Annotated in this window: 21 protein-coding genes; 7 read left to right on the top strand and 14 right to left on the bottom strand. The window is 65.7% G+C overall.

Features of this window, described 5'->3' with window-relative positions; all coding sequences use genetic code 11:
• The 3 genes from gltD to SOQ14_RS07855 all read right to left on the bottom strand — a co-directional run bounded on the left by gltD (position 1) and on the right by SOQ14_RS07855 (position 7,440).
• Positions 1 to 1,437: a glutamate synthase subunit beta gene (gene gltD / locus SOQ14_RS07865; protein WP_322897510.1), complete on the bottom strand. Its 1,437-nt coding sequence runs from the start codon at positions 1,435 to 1,437 to the stop codon at positions 1 to 3.
• A gap of 133 nt (positions 1,438 to 1,570) precedes the next feature.
• Positions 1,571 to 6,217, bottom strand: a complete 4,647-nt coding sequence (gltB, locus tag SOQ14_RS07860; RefSeq protein ID WP_322897509.1) for a glutamate synthase large subunit — start codon at positions 6,215 to 6,217, stop codon at positions 1,571 to 1,573.
• 260 nt (positions 6,218 to 6,477) lie between these two features.
• The gene (locus SOQ14_RS07855) at positions 6,478 to 7,440 is read right to left on the bottom strand and encodes a hypothetical protein (protein WP_322897508.1); all 963 of its coding nucleotides are present in this window, start codon (positions 7,438 to 7,440) and stop codon (positions 6,478 to 6,480) included.
• A 324-nt stretch (positions 7,441 to 7,764) separates the two neighbouring features.
• On the opposite strand from SOQ14_RS07855, the gene SOQ14_RS07850 reads away from it, so the two are divergent.
• Positions 7,765 to 8,214 carry a MaoC family dehydratase gene (locus tag SOQ14_RS07850; protein WP_322897507.1) on the top strand — a complete coding sequence of 150 codons (450 nt, stop codon included), beginning with the start codon at positions 7,765 to 7,767 and terminating at the stop codon, positions 8,212 to 8,214.
• 118 nt (positions 8,215 to 8,332) lie between these two features.
• Entirely contained in the window at positions 8,333 to 9,514 is a 1,182-nt protein-coding gene (locus SOQ14_RS07845; RefSeq protein WP_322897506.1) for an acetyl-CoA C-acyltransferase, read from the top strand.
• A 114-nt stretch (positions 9,515 to 9,628) separates the two neighbouring features.
• Here the strand turns inward: SOQ14_RS07845 and SOQ14_RS07840 are convergent, their stop codons facing one another.
• The 5 genes from SOQ14_RS07840 to SOQ14_RS07820 all read right to left on the bottom strand — a co-directional run bounded on the left by SOQ14_RS07840 (position 9,629) and on the right by SOQ14_RS07820 (position 15,009).
• Positions 9,629 to 10,825: an ABC transporter permease gene (locus SOQ14_RS07840; protein WP_322897505.1), complete on the bottom strand. Its 1,197-nt coding sequence runs from the start codon at positions 10,823 to 10,825 to the stop codon at positions 9,629 to 9,631.
• Positions 10,825 to 11,538: an ABC transporter ATP-binding protein gene (locus tag SOQ14_RS07835; RefSeq protein ID WP_322897504.1), complete on the bottom strand. Its 714-nt coding sequence runs from the start codon at positions 11,536 to 11,538 to the stop codon at positions 10,825 to 10,827. Before SOQ14_RS07835 ends, SOQ14_RS07840 begins: the two co-directional genes overlap by 1 nt.
• Positions 11,538 to 12,857: an efflux RND transporter periplasmic adaptor subunit gene (locus SOQ14_RS07830; protein ID WP_322897503.1), complete on the bottom strand. Its 1,320-nt coding sequence runs from the start codon at positions 12,855 to 12,857 to the stop codon at positions 11,538 to 11,540. The genes SOQ14_RS07835 and SOQ14_RS07830 overlap by 1 nt, the downstream gene beginning before the upstream one ends.
• A complete protein-coding gene (locus SOQ14_RS07825; RefSeq protein WP_322897501.1) occupies positions 12,854 to 14,308 on the bottom strand; it encodes an efflux transporter outer membrane subunit in 1,455 nt (484 codons plus the stop codon). Before SOQ14_RS07825 ends, SOQ14_RS07830 begins: the two co-directional genes overlap by 4 nt.
• A gap of 245 nt (positions 14,309 to 14,553) precedes the next feature.
• Positions 14,554 to 15,009: a nucleoside deaminase gene (locus SOQ14_RS07820; protein WP_322897500.1), complete on the bottom strand. Its 456-nt coding sequence runs from the start codon at positions 15,007 to 15,009 to the stop codon at positions 14,554 to 14,556.
• Positions 15,010 to 15,129: 120 nt separating this feature from the next.
• Here SOQ14_RS07820 and rpmB point away from each other — a divergent pair, with 120 nt between their 5' ends.
• Positions 15,130 to 15,420, top strand: a complete 291-nt coding sequence (gene rpmB / locus SOQ14_RS07815; protein ID WP_322897499.1) for a 50S ribosomal protein L28 — start codon at positions 15,130 to 15,132, stop codon at positions 15,418 to 15,420.
• A 125-nt stretch (positions 15,421 to 15,545) separates the two neighbouring features.
• Here rpmB and SOQ14_RS07810 read toward each other — a convergent pair whose 3' ends face one another.
• Both SOQ14_RS07810 and xseA read right to left on the bottom strand, forming a co-directional pair.
• Positions 15,546 to 15,752 (bottom strand): DUF2093 domain-containing protein, encoded by a 207-nt coding sequence (locus SOQ14_RS07810; RefSeq protein ID WP_322897498.1) that lies wholly within the window; start codon positions 15,750 to 15,752, stop codon positions 15,546 to 15,548.
• A gap of 24 nt (positions 15,753 to 15,776) precedes the next feature.
• Positions 15,777 to 17,255, bottom strand: a complete 1,479-nt coding sequence (gene xseA, locus SOQ14_RS07805) for an exodeoxyribonuclease VII large subunit (protein ID WP_322897497.1) — start codon at positions 17,253 to 17,255, stop codon at positions 15,777 to 15,779.
• Here xseA and purD point away from each other — a divergent pair.
• Both purD and SOQ14_RS07795 read left to right on the top strand, forming a co-directional pair.
• A complete protein-coding gene (gene purD / locus SOQ14_RS07800) occupies positions 17,254 to 18,540 on the top strand; it encodes a phosphoribosylamine--glycine ligase (protein ID WP_322897496.1) in 1,287 nt (428 codons plus the stop codon). The genes xseA and purD overlap by 2 nt on opposite strands.
• A gap of 6 nt (positions 18,541 to 18,546) precedes the next feature.
• Positions 18,547 to 18,888, top strand: coding sequence for a hypothetical protein (locus tag SOQ14_RS07795; RefSeq protein ID WP_322897495.1), 342 nt, complete (start codon positions 18,547 to 18,549; stop codon positions 18,886 to 18,888).
• A gap of 51 nt (positions 18,889 to 18,939) precedes the next feature.
• Here SOQ14_RS07795 and SOQ14_RS07790 read toward each other — a convergent pair whose 3' ends face one another.
• Positions 18,940 to 19,947 carry an adenosine kinase gene (locus SOQ14_RS07790; RefSeq protein WP_322897494.1) on the bottom strand — a complete coding sequence of 336 codons (1,008 nt, stop codon included), beginning with the start codon at positions 19,945 to 19,947 and terminating at the stop codon, positions 18,940 to 18,942.
• Between the two features lie 131 nt (positions 19,948 to 20,078).
• Here SOQ14_RS07790 and SOQ14_RS07785 point away from each other — a divergent pair, with 131 nt between their 5' ends.
• Positions 20,079 to 20,483: a hypothetical protein gene (locus SOQ14_RS07785; protein ID WP_322897493.1), complete on the top strand. Its 405-nt coding sequence runs from the start codon at positions 20,079 to 20,081 to the stop codon at positions 20,481 to 20,483.
• Positions 20,484 to 20,543: 60 nt separating this feature from the next.
• Entirely contained in the window at positions 20,544 to 21,488 is a 945-nt protein-coding gene (locus SOQ14_RS07780; protein WP_322897492.1) for a hypothetical protein, read from the top strand.
• A gap of 2 nt (positions 21,489 to 21,490) precedes the next feature.
• On the opposite strand, the gene SOQ14_RS07775 is transcribed toward SOQ14_RS07780, so the two are convergent.
• Genes SOQ14_RS07775 through SOQ14_RS07765 form a run of 3 tightly spaced genes read right to left on the bottom strand, consistent with a single transcriptional unit; the run spans position 21,491 to position 22,646 of the window.
• Positions 21,491 to 21,778, bottom strand: a complete 288-nt coding sequence (locus SOQ14_RS07775) for a hypothetical protein (RefSeq protein WP_322897491.1) — start codon at positions 21,776 to 21,778, stop codon at positions 21,491 to 21,493.
• Between the two features lie 8 nt (positions 21,779 to 21,786).
• Complete coding sequence (locus SOQ14_RS07770; RefSeq protein ID WP_322897490.1) at positions 21,787 to 22,152, bottom strand: HesB/IscA family protein; 366 nt, start codon at positions 22,150 to 22,152, stop codon at positions 21,787 to 21,789.
• On the bottom strand, positions 22,149 to 22,646 hold the full coding sequence (locus SOQ14_RS07765) for a GNAT family N-acetyltransferase (protein WP_322897489.1): 498 nt from the start codon (positions 22,644 to 22,646) through the stop codon (positions 22,149 to 22,151). Before SOQ14_RS07765 ends, SOQ14_RS07770 begins: the two co-directional genes overlap by 4 nt.

Genomic DNA, 22,646 nt, shown 5'->3' with positions numbered 1-22,646 from the left:
TCAGCGCGGCAGCGCGGTCGCGCCCATCAGCGCTTCATCGACGCTGCGCGCGCATTGGCGTCCTTCACGGATCGCCCAGACCACAAGGCTCTGCCCGCGCCGCATGTCGCCGCAAGCAAACACGCCCGGCACATTGGTGGCGTAGCTGTCGGTGTCGGCCTCAACGTTGCCGCGCGCCGACAGATCGACGCCTGCCTGCTCGAGCAGCCCTGCCTTCTTCGGCCCGGTAAAGCCCATGGCGAGCAGGATCAGGTCTGCCGGAATGGTGAAGGTGCTGCCGTCCACCTCGCGCATCTGGCCGCCCGACCATTCGACCCGCACGCATTCAAGCCCGGTGACTTTCTCGCCATCGCCGATCACCCGCTTGGCCAGCACCGCCCAGTCGCGCTCGACACCTTCCTGATGGCTTGACGAGGTGCGCAGCTTCATCGGCCAATCGGGCCAAGTCAGCGCCTTGTCTTCCTTTTCCGGCGGCTTGGGCATGATTTCGAGCTGGGTGACGCTTGCCGCGCCCTGCCGGTTCGAGGTGCCGACGCAATCGCTGCCCGTATCGCCGCCGCCGATCACCACGACATGCTTGCCCGTGGCGAACAGCGAACCGCGCGGCGCGGCGCGCAATTCATCATCGCCCGCAACGCGCTTGTTCTGCTGGGTGAGGAATTCCATCGCCAGCCGCACGCCGGGCATTTCCGCACCCGGAATATCCAGCCCGCGCGCTTCTTCAGCGCCGCCAGCCAGCACCACCGCGCCGTAATTCTCCTGCAAGGTCTTGAAGGAGATATCGACGCCGACTTCCTTGGAGGTTTTGAAGGTCACCCCTTCGGCTTCCATCTGGACACAGCGCCGGTTGATGAGGTGCTTTTCCATTTTGAAATCGGGGATGCCGTAGCGCAGCAACCCGCCGACGCGATCCGCCTTCTCGAACACCGTCACCGAATGGCCGGCGCGCGCAAGCTGCTGGGCGCAGGCGAGCCCGGCCGGGCCGGAGCCGACCACGGCGACCTGCTTGCCGGTTTTCTTCTCGGGCAATTGCGGCTTGATCCAGCCTTCCTGCCACCCGCGATCAACGATGGCGCATTCGATCGATTTGATCGTCACGGGCTGATCAATGATGTTGAGCGTGCAGCTCGCCTCGCACGGGGCGGGGCAGATGCGGCCGGTGAATTCGGGGAAATTGTTGGTCGAATGCAACACGGTGAGCGCGTTCTTCCAATCCCCTTCATAAACCAGATGGTTCCAGTCGGGGATGATGTTGTTCACCGGGCAGCCGTTGTGACAATAGGGAATGCCGCAATCCATGCAGCGCGAGGCCTGCGATTGCAGGGTCGCATCGTCCGGCTGGATCACGAATTCGCGGTAATTCTTCAGCCGCTCTTTCGGATCGAGATAATCCCGCTCGCGGCGGTCCAGCTCGAGAAATCCGGTTTCCTTGCCCACGTGTCTTTACCTTCGCTTCAATTCGTCATTGCGAGGGGCTGAAGGCCCCGCAGCAATCCAGAGCTGCGCCCTGCCGCTCTGGATTGCTTCCCCCGGCTCAAGGCCGGGGTCGCAATGTCGAGACAATCCGACATCACTCCGCTGCTACGCTTGCCGCCTCGGCCCGTTCCGCTTCGAGCAGTTTGAGCGCCTTGGCGTAATCGCGCGGCATGACCTTGACGAAGCGCGTGAGCGCCGCGTCCCAATCCGCCAGCAATTCGCCCGCGAGCTTGCTGCCGGTGTGGAGCTGGTGACGTTCCACCAGAATGCGCAGCCGCTCGGCATCGTGGCGCAGCATGTCGCCCATGCCGAAATCGTGGACCGAGCGCGGGCGCTGTGACGGGCGGCCCGTCCCTTCCTCGGCATCGGGCGCGGCGCTGACCGGCAGCAGATCGACCTGCGCATGGTTGACGAGGTCCGTGAACCGCCCTTCCGGATCGTAGACATAGGCGACCCCGCCGCTCATGCCCGCGGCAAAGTTGCGCCCGGTCTTGCCCAGCACCACCACCACGCCGCCGGTCATGTATTCGCAGGCGTGATCGCCCGCGCCTTCGACCACCGCAATGGCGCCCGAATTGCGCACCGCGAAGCGTTCACCCGCGACCCCGTTGAAATAAGCCTCGCCCGCAATCGCGCCATACATCACGGTGTTGCCGACGATGATGTTATCCTGGCTGCTGCGCGGTGCCTCGGCAGGCTGGCGCACGATGATGCGCCCGCCCGAAAGCCCCTTGCCGACATAGTCATTGGCATCGCCTTCGAGATCAAGCGTCACCCCATGGGCGAGCCACGCGCCGAAGCTCTGCCCGGCAACGCCCGTCAGATTGATGCGGATCGTGTCGGTCGGCAGGCCTTCGTGCCCGTGCGCCTTGGCGATTTCGCCCGACAGCATCGCGCCGACCGTGCGGTTCACGTTGCGCACTTCATAGGCCAGTTGCACCGGGGCCTTGGTGTCGATGGCGTTCCGGCAATCGGCGATGAGCTGATTGTCGAGCGCACCTTCAAGCCCATGCTCCTGCACCCCGATCTGGCGCAGCGAAGCCCCTTGGGCGAGCGGGACCTGATGGAGGATGCGCGACAAATCGATCCCGCGCGCCTTCCAGTGGCGCTCCATCCGGCGGGTGTCGAGCCGGTCGACCCGGCCGACCATCTCGGCAACCGTGCGGAAGCCCATTTCGGCCATGATCTGGCGCAGTTCTTCGGCGACGAAGAACATGTAGTTCACCACATGCTCGGGCTGGCCGGTGAAGCGCGCGCGCAGCACCGGGTCTTGCGTGGCGACGCCAACGGGGCAGGTGTTGAGGTGGCACTTGCGCATCATGATGCACCCGGCGGCAATCAGTGGCGCGGTGGCGAAGCCGAATTCGTCCGCGCCGAGCAGCGCGCCGATGGCGACATCACGGCCGGTGCGCAGCCCGCCATCGACCTGCACCGCAATGCGGCTGCGCAGATCATTGAGCAACAGCGTCTGCTGGGTCTCGGCCAAGCCGATCTCCCACGGTGAGCCCGCGTGGGTCAGCGAGGTCAGCGGCGAGGCGCCCGTCCCGCCGTCATAGCCCGCAATCGTCACATGGTCCGCGCGTGCCTTGGAAACGCCCGCCGCGACCGTGCCGACGCCGACTTCGGACACCAGCTTGACCGAAATCCGCGCGACGGGGTTCACGTTCTTGAGATCGTGGATCAACTGCGCGAGGTCTTCGATCGAGTAGATGTCGTGGTGCGGCGGCGGCGAGATCAGGCCCACACCCGGAGTCGAATGGCGGACCGCGCCGATGCGCTTGTCGACCTTGTGACCGGGCAGCTGGCCGCCTTCGCCGGGCTTTGCGCCCTGCGCCATCTTGATCTGGATATCGTCCGAATTGACGAGATATTCCGTCGTCACGCCAAACCGGCCCGAAGCAACCTGCTTGATCCGGCTGCGCATCGAATCGCCATTGGGCAGCGGCTTGAAGCGGAACGGCTCCTCCCCGCCCTCGCCCGTGTTCGAACGCCCGCCGATGCGGTTCATCGCGATCGCCATGGTCGAATGCGCTTCGTGGCTGATCGAGCCGAGGCTCATCGCCCCGGTGGAGAAGCGCTTCACGATTTCGGCCGCGGGTTCGACTTCGTCGAGCGGGATCGGCTGATCGGCTTTCTTGAATTCAAGCAATCCGCGGATCGTCAGCAGCCGTTCCGACTGCTCGTTGATCGACTTGGCGAATTCCTCGTAGTTCTTGGGATCATTGCCGCGCACCGCGTGCTGCAACTGGGCGACATTCTGCGGCGTCCAGGCGTGTTCCTCACCGCGCAGGCGGTATTGGTAGATCCCCCCGACATCGAGCATCGTTTCATAGAGCGGATCATCGCCATAGGCGGCGCTGTGCCGCCGCAAGGCTTCCTCGGCGACTTCGGCAAGGCCGATGCCTTCGATGGTGGTTGCCGTGCCGGTGAAATATTGTTCGATAAAGGCCGAGGACAGCCCGACCGCGTCAAAAATCTGCGCGCCGCAATAGGACTGGTAGGTCGAGATGCCCATCTTGGACATGACCTTGCGGATGCCCTTGCCGATGGCCTTGATATAGTTCGAACGCACCTTTTCGGCCGCAAGATCGGGGTGGCGGCGGGCGCGCAGATCTTCCAGCGTTTCGAGCGCGAGATAGGGATTGATCGCTTCCGCGCCGTAACCGGCGAGCACGCAGAAGTGATGCACTTCGCGCGCTTCGCCCGTCTCCACCACCAGCCCGGTCTGCATCCGCAGACCCTGCCGGACGAGGTGATGATGCACCGCGGCGGTGGCGAGCAGCGCGGGCATCGGCACGCGGCTTTCGCTTTGCGCGCGGTCGGACAAAACAAGGATGTTCTTGTCCTGCAACACCGCTTCGGTGGCGGCCCAGCACATTTCCTTAATCGCCTGCGCGAGGCCCGCAGCCCCGCTCGCGACGTCCCACGTCATGTCGATGGTGCTGCAGCGGAAGGCGCCATCCAGCACTTCTTCGACCGAGCGGATCTTGGCGAGATCCTCGTTCGAAAGGATCGGCTGATCGACCTCAAGCCGCTTGTGCGTCCCGGCATCGCGGCCGAGCAGATTGGGGCGCGGGCCGATCATGCTGGTAAGGCTCATCACCAGTTCTTCGCGGATCGGATCGATCGGCGGATTGGTGACCTGCGCGAAGTTCTGCTTGAAATAATCATAGAGCAGTCGCGAACGGTTCGACAGCACCGCAAGCGGCGTATCCGTACCCATCGAGCCGACCGGATCATCCCCCGCAACCGCCATCGGTTCGAGGAACTTGCCGATATCTTCCTGTGTGTAGCCGAAGGCCTGCTGACGCTTGAGCAGGCTTACCCCTTCGGAGGCCGCCTCGCTCGCGCCGGGCGCGGCTTCGATGCCGGTGATGTCTTCGAGCTTGTACTGCGCCTGAGCGAGCCACTTGGCATAGGGCTGCGCGGCGGCGAGATCGGCCTTGAGCTCATCATCCTCGATGATGCGCCCCTGTTCGAGATCGATCAGCAGCATCTTGCCCGGCTGAAGCCGCCACTTGCGCACGATATCCTCTTCGGCAAACGGCAAGACGCCGCTTTCCGAAGCGAGGCAGACGATATCATCCTTGGTCACGCAGTAACGCGCCGGGCGCAGCCCGTTGCGATCCAGCGTCGCGCCGATCTGGCGGCCATCGGTGAAGCAGACCGCCGCCGGGCCGTCCCATGGCTCCATCAGCGCGGCGTGATATTCGTAGAAGGCGCGCCGCGCAGGGTCCATCAGCGCATTGCCGCTCCACGCTTCGGGGATCAGCATCATCATCGCATGGGCGAGGCTGTAACCCCCTGCCAGCAGCAGTTCGAGCGCGTTGTCGAGGCACGCCGTGTCCGATTGCCCGTGCGGGATGATTGGCCACATCTTGTCGAGATCGGGGCCGAGCAGCTCGCTTTCCATGGTGCGGCGACGGGCGTTCATCCAGTTGACGTTGCCGCGCACCGTGTTGATCTCGCCGTTGTGGGCGATGAAGCGGAACGGGTGGGCGAGCCGCCAGCTCGGGAAGGTGTTGGTCGAGAAACGCTGGTGGACGAGGCCGAGTGCCGAGACGCAATCGGGATCGCGCAGATCGTCGTAAAAGCTGCCCACCTGCGTCGCCAGCAACAGGCCCTTGTAGACCAGCGTTCGGGTCGAGAAGCTGGGAAGATAGGTATCCACCAGCGTCGGCAGGCCGTGCTTTTCAGCAAGCTGCGCCAGCGGGTTCTGCACCTGCTTGCGGATGGTGAGGATCTTGCGTTCGAATGCATCCTGATCGGCGCAGTTCTCCCCGCGCGCGACCACCGCCATCTCGATCACCGGCATCGAGGCAATCACCGCCGCGCCAAGCCCGTCCTGCGTTGTCGGCACGGTGCGCCAGCCGACAAACCGCTGGCCTTCCTTGGCGGTGAAGACTTCCATCCGCTCCTTCACGAAAGCACGCGCGGCCTCGTCCTGCGGAAGGAAGCACATCGCAATCGCATAATCGCCCGGCGCAGGCAGATCATGGCCTGCGCCTTGCGCCCAGCGGCGGATCAGCGGATCGGGAATCTGGATGAGAATCCCCGCGCCATCACCCAGCAGCGGATCCGCGCCAACCGCGCCGCGGTGATCGAGCTTTTCGAGGATCTCGAGCGCCTGCGTGATGATGCCATGGCTCTTGTCGCCCTTGATATGAGCGACCATCCCGACACCGCAGGCGTCATGTTCGTTGCGCGGGTCATAGAGACCCTGGGGATGGGGGTATCCCATGGCATTATCCGTTCTGTCAGACGCCGACAGGCACGCCGTCACCGTGCGAAAAGGCACGAATCACGTGTGCTTACCGGCAGGAATGATGGGCGATTTGAGCCGGTTACGGCCATATTCACCCTGTTTCGCTTCCCTCATGCCGACAGGAAGCGGATTTGGCAATGGGATAAGGCGATGGATTATTACGCGAGCCAAAGGAAAAACTTTAGTTAGATTGCGCGGCAAGCATCATTTCCGCCGCACACTTGCATCGCGCGCGCTTACCCCGCGTTTTGCTGCATCCACGGCACGGCAGTGATCGTGTCCGTGCCGCGGCGGCGCGCGAGTTCGGCGCGCGACACCCGGGCCAGCGCTTCGAGCGCTTCGCCCAGCATCAATTCGCGCTGGGTTACGGTTGTCGCCGCGGCGGTCGGGGCGGCAGGTGGCGGTGCCGGGGTGGCGGCGGGCAGATCAGGCTGTCCGGCCTGATAATCCTGCAAGGCGGCGGCAAAGCGTTCGACCATCTGGCACAGGCTGAGCTCGGCCGGGGGTACGGCGCGCAGCTTGGCCAGCGCAGCGGGCATGGCGGTGGCAGGCTCCGCCGCGGGGGCCTGCGCGGCAGGCTCTTCCACCCACACCGCGTTGCGGCCCGGCAGCACGGCAAATTCCGCCAGATCCAGTTCGCGCGGCGCAGCAGATACCGCCTCGATCACCTCGGGCACGGGCGCAGGGCCCGGCAGCACATCCGCGCGGGCGGCGGCAAGTTCGGCCGCCGCTTCTTCGGCCAGCACCTCATCAGCGGGCTGATCGGGCAGCCAATCGGTGCTGCGCGAAAACAGGCCGGCGGGCAGCGGGGCATCAAGACTTGCGCCATCAAGATCCTCCGCCGGATCGAGCGGGCGCACGCGGCTCGACTGCGGGCTCTCGGCGGCAGCCGAAGCGGCGCGAGCGCCAAGGCCGCGGGCCAGCGCAAAACTCACAAGGCCCAGCACGACGGCGCCGCCGACCGCGAAGGTCAGGCGCGCCGGGAAAGGCGCGAGTTCGGCCGGCATGGTGCTGGCGAGAGACGCAAGGATTGCGGCGGGAAGCACGCCCATCATAACCCCGCCAAGCGCAGCGCCCCAGATGCCGAGCAGCGGTGCAAAGGCGGGATGCGCACGCAGCGGAACCCGTGTCCGCGCTTGCCCGGCGCGCGGCTGCGCCATCGCCCGTGCCTTTGCCCTGTGCTCGCGCCCGAAAGCCATGCTGCCCGTTCCCTGCCTGTCCTGCCACTGGCCCGGCGGAATCATCCGCACGGCCAAGGTGATGCTTTGTCCTAGCAAGAGTAAGTAAACAGGCAGATAATTTGCCGCACGGCGCTGATCCGTGATCCTTTGGTCAGCGCCCGTCCGGCATGGTGTGATTCGCGCCCACCCGCGCCCCGCCACCGCCATGTGCCGCGCCAGCCTCGCCGTGCCGTAACGGCAGGGCGCTCGGCGTTGCACTCCCCCCGATGATGCGCCATGAAGCGGCGCGTCACAGCAGCGGCGGACACGGGATTTCGCCGCCTTTTGAAGAGGAGGAGCCCGATGACCCCGCAAGAAATCGCCGCCAAGGTTGGGGAGCATTTTGCCACCAGCGAATGGGTCGAGATGAGCCAAGAGCGCATCAACCAGTTCGCCGAGGCGACCGGTGACCACCAGTTCATCCACGTCAACGAAGAAATGGCCAAGATGACGCCGTTCGGCGGCACCATTGCCCATGGCTTCCTGACACTGTCGATGATCCCCTACCTGTCGGCCAACAGCGACATGCCGCGCGTCGACGGGATCAAGATGGCCGTCAACTATGGTGGCAACAAGACCCGCTTCATCGCGCCGGTCCGCTCGGGCAAGCGCATCCGTGGCCAGTGGAAGCTGCTCGAAATGGCCGAGAAGCGCCCCGGTCAGTGGCAGCAGACCGTCGAGATCACCATCGAGATCGAAGGCGAGGACAAGCCCGCGCTGATCTGCGAGTGGATGACGCTGTTCTTCGTCTGATCGCTATCCCGTCACCCCAGCGCAAGCTGGGGCCCAGGGCCTTCAGCGCCCCTCCCGGCCGCCCGAGGTCCCAGATTGCGCTGGGATGGCGGCTGTAAAGAAAAGGATACCCCATATTATGTCACGCGACGCTGTTATCGTCTCCACCGCCCGCACGCCGATTGGGCGTGCCTACAAGGGCGCGTTCAATGCCACCCCCGGCGCCACGCTGGGTGCGCTCTCGCTTGCTCCTGCCATCGAACGGGCCGGGATCGAAGCCGGTGCGATTGATGATGTGGTGTGGGGCGCAGTGCTCACCCAGGGCACGCAATCGGGCAATATCGGGCGACAGGTGGCCCTGCGCGCCGGTTGCCCTGTCACCGTCGCAGCGCAGACCATCGACCGCCAGTGCTCTTCGGGCCTGATGGCGATTGCCACCGCGGCCAAGCAGATCATCGTCGACAACATGGATATCGTTGTCGGCGGCGGGCAGGATTCGATCTCGATGGTGCAGACGCCGGAAATGCGCGTGGCGCCTGATCGCTCGCTGATCGCGATGCACAAGGATGTCTACATGCCGATGCTCGGCACAGCGGAAACCGTGGCCAAGCGCTACGGCATCAGCCGCGAGGCGCAGGATGAATACGCCCTGCAATCGCAGCAGCGCACCGCCGCCGCGCAGGCGGCCGGGCTGTTCGACGCCGAAATCGTCCCCGTCACCGCCACCATGCAGGTGAAGGACAAGGCGACCGGCGAAGTCAGCGAAGTCGAAGTGACTCTCACCAAGGACGAAGGCAACCGCCCCGAAACCACGCTGGAAGGGCTGCAAGCGCTCCAGCCGGTGATGGGCCCCGGCATGAACATCACCGCCGGCAATGCCTCGCAGCTGTCGGACGGTTCCTCGGCCGCCGTGCTGATGGAAGCCAAGCTCGCCGAACAGCGCGGGCTCCAGCCGCTCGGCCGCTATGTCGGCATGGCGGTCGCGGGCACCGAGCCTGACGAGATGGGCATCGGCCCGGTCTTCGCGATCCCCAAGCTGCTCAAGGCCGCCGGTCTCAAGATGGATGATATCGGCCTGTGGGAACTCAACGAGGCTTTCGCGGTGCAGGTGCTCTACTGCCGTGACAAGCTGGGCATCCCCAACGACATCCTCAACGTCAATGGCGGCTCGATCTCGATCGGCCACCCCTATGGCATGACGGGTGCGCGCTGCACCGGCCACGCGCTGATCGAAGGCAAGCGCCGCGGCGCGAAATATGTCGTCGTGACCATGTGCGTGGGCGGCGGCATGGGTGCGGCAGGCCTGTTCGAAGTGTTCTGATCCGCAGCCTCATGGCGCGAACAGACAGCGGCGCGGGGGTCATGCTCCCGCGCCGTTGCTGTATGCGCGATGCGCTTTCACAAAGCGGGTGGCCAATGATCCCGCAGAAGCGGGCTATTCGTGGCGCAGCGCATCAATCGGATCGAGCTGCGAGGCGCGCCGTGCCGGGTAATAGCCGAACACGATCCCCATGCAGGCCGCGAACACGAAGCTGACAATGTTAATCACTGGATCGAACAGAAAAGGCACGTCGATCACGGCAGCGAGCCCGACCGAAGCGGCAAAGCCCAGCGCAACCCCGGCAAGGCCACCCAGCGCGCAAAGCACCACCGCCTCGGTCAGGAATTGCAGCCGCACCTCCCGGGCCAGCGCGCCGATGGCGAGACGGATGCCGATCTCGCGGGTGCGCTCGGTCACCGAGACAAGCATGATGTTCATGATCCCGATCCCGCCCACCAGCAAGCTGATCGAGGCAATCACCGCGACCATCGCTGTCAACGCGCCCGTCGCTGCGCCGAGCGCCTGATTGACCTGTGCGGTATCGATCACGTTGAAATCATTGGGCTCTGCATCTTGCAGCAGCCGCCGTTCGCGCAGCAGATCGACCAGCGAATCCTGGATCACCCCCGGCGCATAGGCCGGATCATATTTGATCACGAAGTAATCGAGATTGTCATTGCCGCGAAACCGGCGCTGCACGTTCTTGAGCGGCAGGTAGACCGCATCATCATCATCCGCGCCGCCGCCGCCCTGCCCACGTTCCTCGACCAGCCCGATCACCTGACACGACACATTGCCAAGCCGCATCCGCGCGCCAACCGGGCTGGTGCCGGGCGGGAAAATCGCCTCGCGCACCTTGATGCCGAGCAGGCAGACATTCTTGCCCGCTTCCTCTTCCTCGCGGGTGAAGCGCCGCCCTTCTTCCACTGCGATCGCCTGCGCCTCGAGGAAGGCATTGCCGATCCCCTGCACCCGCGTGTCCCAGTCCTGTCCGTTGTAGAACGCGGTCGCATTGGCCGAAACCTGCCCCGCCGCGATCTCGACCCCGGCGATCTGCTGGGCGACCGCGCGCACATCAGCCTCGTCGAAAGGCCGAACCGTGCCGCGCGTGGTGCGCACCGGGAAGACGATGAAATTGCTCGCCCCCAGCGAGGAGATTTCCTCCTGCACCGAAGCCGTCACCCCGTTGCCGAGCGTCACCATCGTCACCACCGCGGCAACCCCGATGATGATGCCAAGCGTCGTCAGGATCGAGCGCAGGATGTGGCGGCGGATTTCGCGCAGCGCGAGGAGGATCGAGGTGCCGAGCATCAGGCGGGGCTACCCTGATCCGTGCGCGCGCCGCGCTCGATGCGTTCGACCAGCCCATCGCGGAACCGCACGATAGTGCCGGCAAAGGCGGCCATTTCCTCTTCGTGGGTGACCATCAGGATGGTGATACCCTCGCGGTTGAGGCGGCGCAGCAGCTCCATGATCTCGACCGAACGTTCGCTGTCGAGATTGCCGGTGGGCTCGTCGGCGAGCAGCACATCGGGCTCGGTCACCAGCGCGCGGGCAATGGCGACGCGCTGCTGCTGGCCACCGGAAAGTTCGGCCGGGGTGTGATCGGCCCACGGCACCAGCCCGACCTGATCGAGCGCACGCAGCGCCGCCGCGCGCCGCGCCGCCTTGGGCTCGCCGCGATAGAGCAGCGGCAGTTCGACATTTTCGAGCGCGGTGGTGCGGGCCAGCAGGTTGAAGCCCTGAAACACGAAACCGAGATAGCGCCGCCGCAGCAGGCTGCGCTGATCGCGATCAAGCTTCTGCACTTCGACGCCGCGAAACCGGAACACGCCCCCGGTGGGCACATCAAGACAGCCGAGGATGTTCATCGTCGTCGACTTGCCCGAACCCGAAGGGCCCATGATGGCGACAAATTCGCCGCGTTCGATCGTCAGATCAATGCCTTTGAGCGCCTGGAACGCCGCCGCTCCGCTCCCGAAGGTCTTGGTGATGCCTTCAAGCTGGATGAGCGGCTCGGCCATTACTTGCGGGCCGCCTTGACCCCGGTGACGACCTTCATGCCCGGCTTTAGCGTGTTTGACCGCACCACGGTGCGGCGCCCGTCGCTGCGGCCGGTGATGACTTCGATCGCCTTCAGGGTGCCGTTGGCTTGCAACACCTGCACTTGCTGGCGGCTGCCTTCGCCGATGGTCGCCTGCTGCTTGCCATCCTCAAGCCCGATCTGCGGCTGGAACACCCCGCCACCTTCCTCCTTCTTTTCATCAGGCCGAAAGCGCAGCGCGGCATTGGGCACCAGCAGCGCATTGCCGGTGTTCTGGGTGGCGATGGTGGCGGTCGCGGTCATGCCGGGGCGGAGCAGGCCTTCAGGATTTGCCACATCAAGCCGCGCCTCGTAGCTCACCACCGATCCGCTCCCGCTTGCAACAGCCGCGCTGGCACCGCCCGACTGGCTGTCGACGGTGTTGCGCGAGGCGAGATCAACCCGCTGGAGCGTCGCCGGAAAGCGGCGGCCGGGATAGGCATCAACGGTAAAGCTGGCTTGCTGTCCGGCCTGAACCTGCCCGACATCAGCCTCGTCGATCGAGACCCGCAGCTGCATCTGTGACAGGTCTTCGGCGATCACGAACAGGGTGACGGTGTTGAAGGCGGCCACCACGGTCTGCCCCGGCTCGACCCGGCGGGCGAGCACCACGCCATTGACCGGCGCGCGGATCACCGCGCGAGTGCGGGTGGTAAGGTTGCCATTGAGCGAGGCCTGCGCTGCCTCGATATTGGCGCGCGCGGATGCGACCGCAGCAAGATCGCGCTGGACTGCCGCCTTGGCCTGCTCGACCTCGATCTGCGAAGGCACGCGCCCATCCGACAGGCGCCGCACTTCCTCAAGCCGGGCCAGCTGCACCTTGTCGATGTCGAGCGTCGCCTGCGCCTGCCCCAAGGCCGCGCGCGCCGCATTGAGATTGGCGCGCGCCTGCGCGATCTGCTGATCGATGATCTCGGTGTTGATCACCGCGATCACCTGCCCCTTGGTCACCTCGTCGTTGACATCGACCAGCACGCTATCGATCGGCCCGGTCACTTCGGCGCCGACTTCAACCTGATTGGTCGGGCGCAGATTGCCTGTCGCGGTCACCGACAGTGCCAGCGATTCCTGCGCCACGGCTTCGGTGATGTAGTCAGGCGGTGGGGCTTCGGCGGTGCATTGCGCGATGCCGACAATCAGCAGCGCCACCACCAGCGCGGGCAGCCAGTATTTCATCCAGCGCCGCCAGCGCGGCCTTGGCTTGGTGCCGAGGAAATCATCGACGCTGGGCGCCTCTGCCAGCTTGCTCGTGTCGTTCACGCGGAAGGCTCCCTTACCGATTCTGGTTCAAGGCCCGCGCCCTCGGGCACTGACCATCCGCCGCCGAGCGCACGGGCGAGACTGACGAAGGCCTGCGCCCGCGCGGCCTCGGCCCCGACCAGCGCGTTGCGCGTGGCGAGCAATTGGCTTTCCGCCACCAGCAGCCGCTGGAAATCGATCAGCCCGGCCTGATACTGGCTGCGCGCGAGCAGGGCGGCGTTCTGCGCGCCCTCGCTCGCTTCGGCGAGCGCGCGGACTTGTGCGGCATTCGCCTCGAGATCAACCGCCGCGCTTTCGACTTCCTGCAGGGCGACAAGAATGCTCTGCCGCCATGCCGCAAGCGAGGCATCGGCGGCGGCCTCGGCGCCATCGATCCGCCCGCGCGCCCGCCCCCCATCAAAGATCAGTTGCGACAGGCTGGCGAAGATATTGCCCGAAACCAGATCGAACAGGCTCCCCACATTGCGGGCACTGGTGCCGATCGTGCCGGACAAGCGGGCCAGAGGATAAAGCTGGGTGCGCGCCACGCCCACCCGGTCAAGATCGGCGGCGAGCCGCGCCTCGGCGGCGCTCACATCCGGCCGGCGGCGCAACGTATCGGCAGGCGCATTGATTGCCACATTGGCGGGCGGAGCGGGGACCGCGCGCGGGCCAGTGGTGAGCGCACGGTAGACCTCGCCCGGCGGCTCACCGATCAGGGTTGAAATGGCATTGGCGACCGCGACGAGATTGCTTTCAAGCTGCGGGATGGTGGCGGCGGTCTGGGCGCGCTGGGTGCGCGCCTGTTCGACATCAAGGCTGTTGGCGAGGCCCGCCTGATTGCGCCAGCGCGCGATCTGGAGATTGTCGTCCTGATTGGCGAGCGTGTCGCGGGCAATGGCAAGCTGGGCGGCAAGCGCACGGGCGCTGACGACCTGGGTTGCGACCTGCGCGACAACCAGGCGCTCGACATCGCCGCGCGAATAGCCTGCCGCCTGCAAATCCCCGCGCGCGGCATCAATCGCACCATCGATCCGGCCGAACAGATCGATCTCCCACGCGGCATCCACACCGAGCGAGAGCTGCACATCGTCGCTGGCAAGATCGCCAACATCGCGCCGCGCCCCGCCGTTGGCATTGAAGGTTGGCAGCAGATCAGCCCGCGCCTGCCGCAGCCCCGCCCGCGCCGCGCGCAGCCGGGCGGCGGCCTGTGCAATATCGAGATTGTCGCGCCGCGCACGGGCGACCAAAGTATCCACCAGCGGATCGCCTAGCATTTCGAAGTAGCGATCGAGCGGCACCGCGGTTTCCCCCGGTGCGGCCAGCACCCAGCGTTCGGGGACCGGCTGGACGCGCGCCATGGCGGGGGGATCAGCGCCAAGGCTGGCGCAACCGCCCAAGGCCAGCGTCGCAACAAGCGCCGCGCTGGCGGCGGCAAGGATCTTTACCCGGCGGCGCTCGCTGGTGGCCACTATGCGGGGCCCTGTTGCTGATCCTGCGGCACGTCGCACCCCCTATCCCGTTCCTGGCACTGACGCCCTCGCGCGAACACCGCACGGATGACGGCATGGGCAGGACTGCGCGCAGTATGATCGCTGTGCTACCAGCATGGCACCGCCCGCACAACGCGCATCCATCGATCACCATGTGCGCTTCATCTATGGAAACAGAGGCTCGCCGCGGGGCAGTTGCGCCTGTCCTTCCGGCACCCCGCCCGCTAGCGCCGTTCGCGGAAGAACCCGCGCAGCAAGTCGGCCGCTTCAGCCTCACCCATGCCGGAATAGACTTCGGGCCGGTGGAGGCATTGCGCCTGATCAAACACCCGCGCCCCATGTTCGACCGCGCCGCCCTTGGGATCAGCCGCGCCGTAATAGAGCCGCGCGATCCGGGCATGGGCAATGGCGCCGGCACACATCGCGCAAGGCTCAAGCGTGACATAGAGATCGCAGCCCGTCAGCCGTTCATCGCCCAGCGCTTCGGCGGCAAGGCGAATCGCCCGCAATTCGGCATGGCCGGTGGGATCAGGCGGCAGGCGGGTCGCATTCCCTGCCACCGCGATCACCCTATCGCCCTTGACGATCACCGCGCCGACCGGCACTTCGCCCGCAGCCGCCGCCTCGCGCGCCGCATCAAGGGCAAGGTGCATCGGAGAAGGCAGCGGCCAGCGGTTCATGATGCCCCAGCGCTAGCGCTGGTGCGGGAGGGGCGCAACTTGCTTGACGATTCGCCTATCGCCCGTTATGCGCGCCGCTTTCCCAGCACTAGCTGCCTTATTCACGAGAAGAGACACACCATGTCGCGCATCTGCGAACTGACCGGCAAGGGCCGCATGACCGGCCACAATGTCAGCCACGCCAACAACAAGACCAAGCGCGTGTTTCTGCCCAACTTGCAGAACGTCACGCTGATGAGCGAAAAGCTCGATCGCAGCTTCAAGTTCCGCGTGTCGACCCACGGCCTGCGCTCGGTGGAGCACAATGGCGGGCTCGATAACTGGCTGCTCAAGACCAATGACGAAAAGCTCTCGCCGCGCGCGCTCAAGGTGAAGCGCGAGCTGGTGAAGGCGCAGGCACAAGCCGCCTGATCATCCCCCCGGCTCGGGCCGGGCGCAGCGAATCACAAAAAGCGCGGGCAGGGGTAACCTCGCCCGCGCTTTTTTGTGCGCGTTTTGCAGTATGCCGTATCGCTTGATCGCTTGGCGCGCGGCGTTCAGCCGTCGAGGCCGAGCAGCCGCCGGGTTGCGATCTCGCACGAGGCATAGGCTTCCTGCCGGGCCGCGCTCCAATAGTGCAATTCTTCGAGCGCGATCGCCTCGCCCGTCACGGCGCACAGCACATAGCGCCCGGGGCGCAGGACACGAAAGCTCGATGGGCCGTAGTAAAGCTTGGCCTCTTTGTCAGAACCGGACATCAACATGGCAAGCCCTGTAGCACCGGCAGGCTAGCCGAACAAATCATCTTGTTGCGGCGGCGCGGCTTTGGCGGGCTTGGGCGCAGGCGGGCGCGGCGCAGCGGGTGGCGGCGGGGACGCCGCGCCAATGGGAGCCACACCCAGCGTGCCGTCGCGGAATTGCAACGTGAGCGCAGCCTCCTGGGCCGCAGCCGCACGGGTCGTCAGCGCCACGCCTGCGGCATTGCGGATGATCGCATAGCCCCTTTCGAGCGGCTTTTCGGGATAGAGCTGCCCGGCGAGCCGCGCCAGCGCGGCCAACCGCTCGTGTGCGAGTGAGTGCGGGCGTTGCACCAGTGCGGGGATAAGCTGCGCCCGCTCAAGCCGGCGGCACGCCTCGCCATGGCTGCGAACCAACAGACTGGGCGAAAGCCGCGCAGCCGCACCTGCGAGCTGCTCACGCCCGGCGCCTGCGCGAGTCACCAGCCCGCGCCGCAACCGCTCGGCGAGATCATCGAGCCGCTGGGTCTGGGCTTGCAGGAGGTTCTCGGGCCGCGGCAGCAGCCGCGCGCGGGCGTCGAGCCGTTCGCGCCCCAGTTCAACCGGGCGATAGACCGCGCGGCGCTGGCGCGCGCCAAGATCGGTCAGGGTGAAGGCGAGATCCGCGCGCACCGGCACTGCCATTTCCGCCGCTGCGGTGGGCGTCGGCGCGCGGCGATCGGCGGCGAAATCGGCAAGCGTGGTATCGGTCTCATGCCCCACCGCCGAAATCACCGGAATGGTGCATTCGGCAATCGCCCGCACGACCACTTCCTCGTTAAAACTCCACAGATCCTCGATCGAGCCGCCGCCGCGCGCCACGATCACCAGATCGGGACGCGGCACCGGCCCGCCGGAGCCAAGCGCGGAAAAGCCGCGCACCGCGCTCGCCACCTGTTCGGCCGCGCCCTGCCCCTGCACCAGCACCGGCCACACCAGCACATGGCTGGGGAAACGATCCGCCAGCCGGTGGAGGATATCGCGGATCACCGCCCCGGTGGGCGAAGTCACAACCCCGATCACCTTGGGGAGGAAGGGCAAGGCCCGCTTGCGCTCGACAGCGAACAGGCCTTCGGCGGCCAGCCGGGCGCGGGTCTTTTCCAGCAGCGCCAACAGCGCGCCTTCGCCCGCGAGTTCGAGGCTGTCGATCACGATCTGGTATTTCGAGCGGCCCGGATAGGTTGTCAGCTTGCCGGTCGCGATGACCTCCAACCCGTCTTCCGCGCGGAAATTGAGGCGGGCGGCGTTGCCCTTCCACATCACCCCGTCGATCACCGCGCCTTCGTCTTTCAGCGCGCAGTAGAAATGCCCCGAAGCCGCCCGCTTCACCCCCGAAAGCTCGCCGCGCAGCCGGACAAAGCCGAAGCGATCCTCGACCGTGCGCTTCAGCAACTGCGAAATCTCGGTGATCGTCAGCGGCGCGGCATTGTCGCCCTCGCGGTCACGCGCTACCAGCCCGGAATTGTCATCGGAAATGGGCGGAGGGGCCATGAATATCCTGCTCTTGGGTTCGGGAGGGCGCGAACATGCGCTGGCATGGAAGCTGGCGCAATCCCCGCTGACCGATCAACTCTTCGCTGCCCCCGGTAATCCGGGGATCGCCGCCATCGCCAAATGCGTGCCGCTGGGGGTGAAGGATCACGATGCGGTGATCCGCTTCTGCGCCGAGAACGTGGTGGGCCTGGTGGTGATCGGGCCGGAAGCGCCGCTGGTCGATGGCCTGTCGGACAGCTTGCGGCTCGCAGGGCTCGCGGTGTTCGGCCCGTCGCAGGCGGCTGCCCAGCTCGAAGGCTCCAAGGGCTTTACCAAGGATCTGTGCGCGCGCGCGGGTATCCCGACCGCGGGCTATGTCCGCACCGCCTCGCTCGAAGAGGCCCGCGCCGCGCTCACCCGCTTTGCACCGCCCTATGTGCTCAAGGCCGATGGCCTTGCGGCGGGCAAAGGCGTGGTGATCGCCGAGACCCTTGCCGAGGCCGAAGCCGCGCTCGCCGACATGTTCGGCGGCAGCTTTGGCGAAGCGGGCGCCGAAGTGGTGATCGAGGAATTCATGGTGGGCGAGGAAGCGAGCTTCTTCGCGCTGACGGATGGCACCGCGATCATTCCCTTCGGCTCCGCGCAGGATCACAAGCGCGTGGGCGATGGCGATGTCGGGCCGAACACCGGCGGGATGGGGGCCTATTCCCCCGCCCCCGTCCTGACGGCGGACTTGCAGGCGCGTGTCATCGCCGAGATCATCGCGCCGACCGTCGCCACTATGCGCGCGGACGGCATCCCCTATCAGGGCGTGCTCTATGCCGGCCTCATGCTGACGGCTGCAGGGCCCAAGCTGATCGAATACAATGCCCGCTTCGGCGATCCCGAATGCCAGGTGCTGATGATGCGGCTGGAAAGCGATCTCGTCGCAATCATGCTGGCCTGCGCGCTCGGTAATCTGACGGGCATCGAGGCCAAGTTCAGCGATCAGACCGCGCTCACTGTGGTAATGGCCGCCAAGGGCTACCCCGGCACGCCCGAAAAAGGCGGCGCGATTGATCTGGATGACGCGGAGGCCGATGGCGCCAAGGTGTTCCACGCGGGAACCGGGCTCAACAAGGATGGCGCCCTGGTCGCCACCGGCGGGCGGGTGCTCAATGTGACGGCGATGGGCCCGGATGTCACCACAGCGCAGGCCCGCGCCTATGCGGCGGTGGACCGGATCGGATTTGCTTCGGGCTTCTGCCGGCGTGATATAGGTTGGCGCGAGGTGGCCCGGGAGGCGGCCGCAGCACAGGAGTAAACGCCCATGATCCGCACCGCCCTGCTTTCCGCTGCCGCCCTGCTTGTTACCGGCTGCCAGACCGCCGCGCCGCAAACCAAAGCGCCCAAACCCCCTGCCTTTGTAGAGGCGGCGTGCGGCGGGTGCCATGCGGTGGAACCGCCTTTCCTCTCCCCGAACCCCGAATCGCCCAGCTTTGCCGCGATTGCCAACCGCGAAGGCTTGAGCAAGGCCACGCTCGCCGAATGGCTGGTGGACGCGCACAACTATCCCGAACAGATGGATTTCGATCTCACCCGCGAACAGGCACAGCAGATCGCCGATTACATGATCACGCTGCGGCGCGCGGATTACGTGCCGGAGCAATAGGTCGGATACGATCCGCCCCCTCCCCCAAGGAGGCAGGCGGGCCTAATCCCCCTACAGCCGCTCGTTCATCAGCGCGATCATGTCAGCCTCGGGCCGCGGGCCGTAATGCGCAATCACTTCGGAGGCGGCAATCGCCCCGCGCTTGAGGCAACGGGTGAGAGCTTCGCCGCGCGCATAGCCCGACAGGAACCCGGCGGCGAACTGATCGCCTGCGCCGGTGGTGTCGACGACCTTGAGCACCGGCACCGCCGCCACATCGGCACGCTCGCCATGCGCAATGGCAACCGCACCCTTTTCCGAACGCGTGGCGACCAGCACCGGCACCTTGTCCTTGAGCCAGGCGAGACCCGCCTCGAAATCGTCCTCACCCGTCAGCGTTGCCAACTCGCTTTCGTTGACGAACAGGATGTCGATCACCCCATCATCGAGCATCTGGCAGAAATCATCGCGGTGCCGCTCGATCACGAAGCTTTCTGAAGCGGTGAAAGCGACCTTGCGCCCGGCATTGCGCGCAACCTCGATGGCGCGGCGCATCGCACGGCGCGGCTCGTCGGGATCCCACAGATAGCCTTCGAGATAGAGGATGGCAGCACTTGCGATCAGATCTTCGTCGAGCGCCGAGGCCGGGAGATACTGCCCCGCCCCGAGGAAAGTGTTCATGGTGCGCTCGCCATCGGGCGTCACGAAAATCAGCACCCGGCCGGTGGCCGGTTCGCCTTCGCGGGCAGGCGTGTCGAAATCAATGCCGGTGGCTCGCATGTCGTGGCGGAACACCTTGCCAAGCTGGTCGTCGGCTACCTGCCCGATGAAAGCGCATTGCAGGCCCAGCGTTGCAAGGCCCGCCAGCGTATTCGCCGCCGAGCCGCCCGAAACCTCGCGCGCGGGCGGCATGGCTTCGTAAAGTTCCTCAGCGCGCGCTTCGTCGATCAAGGTCATCCCGCCGCGGTTGAGCTGGAGCTCATCAATCAGATCCTCCTCACACGAGGCGATCACATCGACCACGGCATTGCCGATCGCGATGACATCATAACGGGGCGGATTGATCTCGGGCACGGGCATGGGTTCCTGTTGCTGCAAAGCGAAAATACGCGATTGGCCAGAGCGCCTAGCTCGCTTGTCGTCGCAGGCCAAGCGCTGCTTGCGGCTTTGCACATTGACTTGGGGCGAGCGGGCAAGCATCGCAGGCGCCGATGACGCCTCACTCTGCCCTGTTTCGCCCCATGGTGGGGGGTGCGCTTGCTTTGCTGGTCGCAAGCTGCGTCGGCGCGCCTGCTGCCAAACGCCCGGTTGTGGCCGGAACGCCCGGCAGCGCGATCATCCGCATGCCCGATGTGATGCAAGCCGCCGGGCTGGAAAACGTGATCGGCGCATCGGCAAATTCGCTCACCCGGCGGTTTGGCGAACCGCGGCTCGATGTTGCCGAAGGCGATGTCCGCAAGCTGCAATTCGCCGGACGCGATTGCGTGATGGATATCTATCTCTATCCGCTGCAACCTGGGGGCGAGCCGGTCGCCACCCATGTCGAAGCGCGCCAGCGCCAGGGCGGCGCAGCGGTTGACCGGCGCCAGTGCCTCGGGGAAATCACGCGGCGGTAACCCCGTCTTAAGCCTGTTTGTGGCATCACCCCCCTTGAATTGCAGGGGTTTGACCGCGCCATGACGACACATTTCAGCCAAATCGCCGCCCGCGCGGCCGCCGATGGGCAGATCGCGCCCGAGGAATTGATGGAACTGCGCCGCTACCTGTGGGGTGACGGCATTGTCTCGCAGGCCGAGGCCGAAGCCCTCTTCGCCGCCAATGACGCGCTGGCTGATCGCAGCCCCGACTGGTGCGATTTCTTCGTCGAGGCGATCGGGGAATTCGTGCTCAACGGCACCGCGCCGCGGCTGCAATGCTCCGACAGCGAGGCCCAGTGGCTGATCGACCAGATTGATCGCGATGGCGTGGTCGAGACCATGGTCGAACTCGAATGCATGGTGCGCATCATCGAGCGCGCGCAGAATGTGCCCGACCGGCTCAAGGATTATGTGCTCGCCGCGGTCGAACGCGCCGTCCTCACCGGAACGGGGCCGACGCGCTCGGGCGGGGAACTCGCCGCCACCCACATCACCGCCTCGGAATGCCGCATCATCCGCCGCGTGATCTTTGCCAGCGGCGGGCATGGGCCGGCTGCGGTCAGCCGCTTTGATGCCGAGATGCTGTTCCGCATCAAGGACGCGACCCTCGCCGATGAGAACGCCGCCGAATGGGACGAGCTCTTCATCGATGGCGTGCTCAATTATCTCAAGGGCTTCACCCTGCCCCACGCCCAGATCAGCCACGAACGCGCGCTGGAGCTGAAAGCCTTTGTCGAGGATGCGCGGCCCGATGTGCGCCGCTTCTTCGGGCGCGTGGCGCGCGAGGTGCCGGCGGCGCGCAATCATTTCGGCAAGGTTTTCGGCAGGCGTAGGGATGAAGGCACGGATTACGCCGCCCTCGCCACGGCGGGCGAAGCAGTGACAGACTTCGAGCAGGAATGGCTCGAGAAGATGATCGATGCCGATGGCGAGGTTGACGAGCTGGAAAGCCGTTTGCTGGCGCGCCTCGCGGCAGGGGAATAACGCTAGGCGCCGAAATCCAGGGGTGCCGCCGCGCCGCCTTGTAGCGGCAGTGGCCCGCGCGGCGGAACTGCGGGAGCCATCATGCCATCTTCGGGTGGTTTGCGGGGCCTGCGCTGACGATTTCTGAACATTTGATCCGGCGAGAATGGGCTGGCAGTTGCCTCAACACGGCTGGCACGTTGACGCTTGTTGAGCGCGCGCGCGGCCAGGCTGGCCGCAAACAGCAACCCTGCGCCGATGCGCACAAGATCGCCAACGAGTCTGCGGTTCGGGTGTTCGGTCTCAGCCATAGGGCTGTCTATACCATAAAACTTTCGCCGCAGCCACACGCGCCCTTGGCGTTGGGATTCTCGAACACGAAGCCGGCGGTGAAATCATCCTCGCGCCAGTCCATCACCGAGCCGATGAGATAGAGCACGCTGGCCCCGTCGATATAGAACACCCCGCCGGGGGTCACGATCTTCTCGTCAAACTTGGCCTCGGTGGTGACGTAATCGACCGAATAGGCAAGGCCGGAACAGCCGCGCCGCGGCGTCGACAGCTTCACGCCGATCGCGTCGTCCGGGGCCTTGCTCATCAGCTCGGCAATGCGCGCCTCGGCAGAAGGCGTCAGCGTGACAGCAGCCTTGGGGGCGGGGCGAGAAGTCGTGGTCGTCTCGGTCATGTCAGCCTCTTCTGCCAGAACAGCGCGTGGCCAGCTGCGGGATCGAGCTGGTAATCGCCATAACCCTGGCGTTCATACAAGTGCCGCGCCGGATTGCCGCTCAGCACTTCCAATGTGATCTTGGTGGCCCCGCGCTGCAAGGCCTCGGTCTCGATCGCGGCGAGCAAAGCCGTGCCGATGCCTGTCCCACGATGGCCGGGGAGCACCGTCAGATCATGAATGTTGACGAGCGGCGCGGCGGCAAAGGTCGAATAGCCGATGAAGCAATTGGCCACGCCAACCGCCGCATCATCCAGCCGTGCCAGCAGCGAAAAGGCGTGCGGATTGGCGGCGAGATCGCGCACCAGCCGCGCCTTTACCGGGTCAGACAGGGGTTCGCCGCCACCCATCGGATCGCGCGCATAGGCATCGAGCAGCGCGACCACATCCGCCGCATCGCGCGGATCGGCATAGTCTGCCAAGGCAATCGTCAGGGCCGGGGCGCTGGTGAGCAT

Origin of the sequence: Erythrobacter epiphyticus, assembly GCF_034653295.1 — a bacterium.
Lineage (GTDB): Bacteria > Pseudomonadota > Alphaproteobacteria > Sphingomonadales > Sphingomonadaceae > Erythrobacter.
Note: the sequence above shows the minus strand (reverse complement) of the source record. Positions and strands in the feature narration are given on the sequence as shown.

Coding starts and splice junctions, on each gene's coding strand:
- gltB (WP_322897509.1), bottom strand. CDS start 6,217: ATGGGATACCCCCATCCCCAGGGTCTCTATGACCCGCGCAACGAACAT.
- SOQ14_RS07855 (WP_322897508.1), bottom strand. CDS start 7,440: ATGGCTTTCGGGCGCGAGCACAGGGCAAAGGCACGGGCGATGGCGCAG.
- SOQ14_RS07850 (WP_322897507.1), top strand. CDS start 7,765: ATGACCCCGCAAGAAATCGCCGCCAAGGTTGGGGAGCATTTTGCCACC.
- SOQ14_RS07845 (WP_322897506.1), top strand. CDS start 8,333: ATGTCACGCGACGCTGTTATCGTCTCCACCGCCCGCACGCCGATTGGG.
- SOQ14_RS07840 (WP_322897505.1), bottom strand. CDS start 10,825: ATGCTCGGCACCTCGATCCTCCTCGCGCTGCGCGAAATCCGCCGCCAC.
- SOQ14_RS07835 (WP_322897504.1), bottom strand. CDS start 11,538: ATGGCCGAGCCGCTCATCCAGCTTGAAGGCATCACCAAGACCTTCGGG.
- SOQ14_RS07820 (WP_322897500.1), bottom strand. CDS start 15,009: ATGAACCGCTGGCCGCTGCCTTCTCCGATGCACCTTGCCCTTGATGCG.
- rpmB (WP_322897499.1), top strand. CDS start 15,130: ATGTCGCGCATCTGCGAACTGACCGGCAAGGGCCGCATGACCGGCCAC.
- SOQ14_RS07810 (WP_322897498.1), bottom strand. CDS start 15,752: ATGTTGATGTCCGGTTCTGACAAAGAGGCCAAGCTTTACTACGGCCCA.
- purD (WP_322897496.1), top strand. CDS start 17,254: ATGAATATCCTGCTCTTGGGTTCGGGAGGGCGCGAACATGCGCTGGCA.
- xseA (WP_322897497.1), bottom strand. CDS start 17,255: ATGGCCCCTCCGCCCATTTCCGATGACAATTCCGGGCTGGTAGCGCGT.
- SOQ14_RS07795 (WP_322897495.1), top strand. CDS start 18,547: ATGATCCGCACCGCCCTGCTTTCCGCTGCCGCCCTGCTTGTTACCGGC.
- SOQ14_RS07790 (WP_322897494.1), bottom strand. CDS start 19,947: ATGCCCGTGCCCGAGATCAATCCGCCCCGTTATGATGTCATCGCGATC.
- SOQ14_RS07785 (WP_322897493.1), top strand. CDS start 20,079: ATGACGCCTCACTCTGCCCTGTTTCGCCCCATGGTGGGGGGTGCGCTT.
- SOQ14_RS07780 (WP_322897492.1), top strand. CDS start 20,544: ATGACGACACATTTCAGCCAAATCGCCGCCCGCGCGGCCGCCGATGGG.
- SOQ14_RS07775 (WP_322897491.1), bottom strand. CDS start 21,778: ATGGCTGAGACCGAACACCCGAACCGCAGACTCGTTGGCGATCTTGTG.
- SOQ14_RS07770 (WP_322897490.1), bottom strand. CDS start 22,152: ATGACCGAGACGACCACGACTTCTCGCCCCGCCCCCAAGGCTGCTGTC.
- SOQ14_RS07765 (WP_322897489.1), bottom strand. CDS start 22,646: ATGCTCACCAGCGCCCCGGCCCTGACGATTGCCTTGGCAGACTATGCC.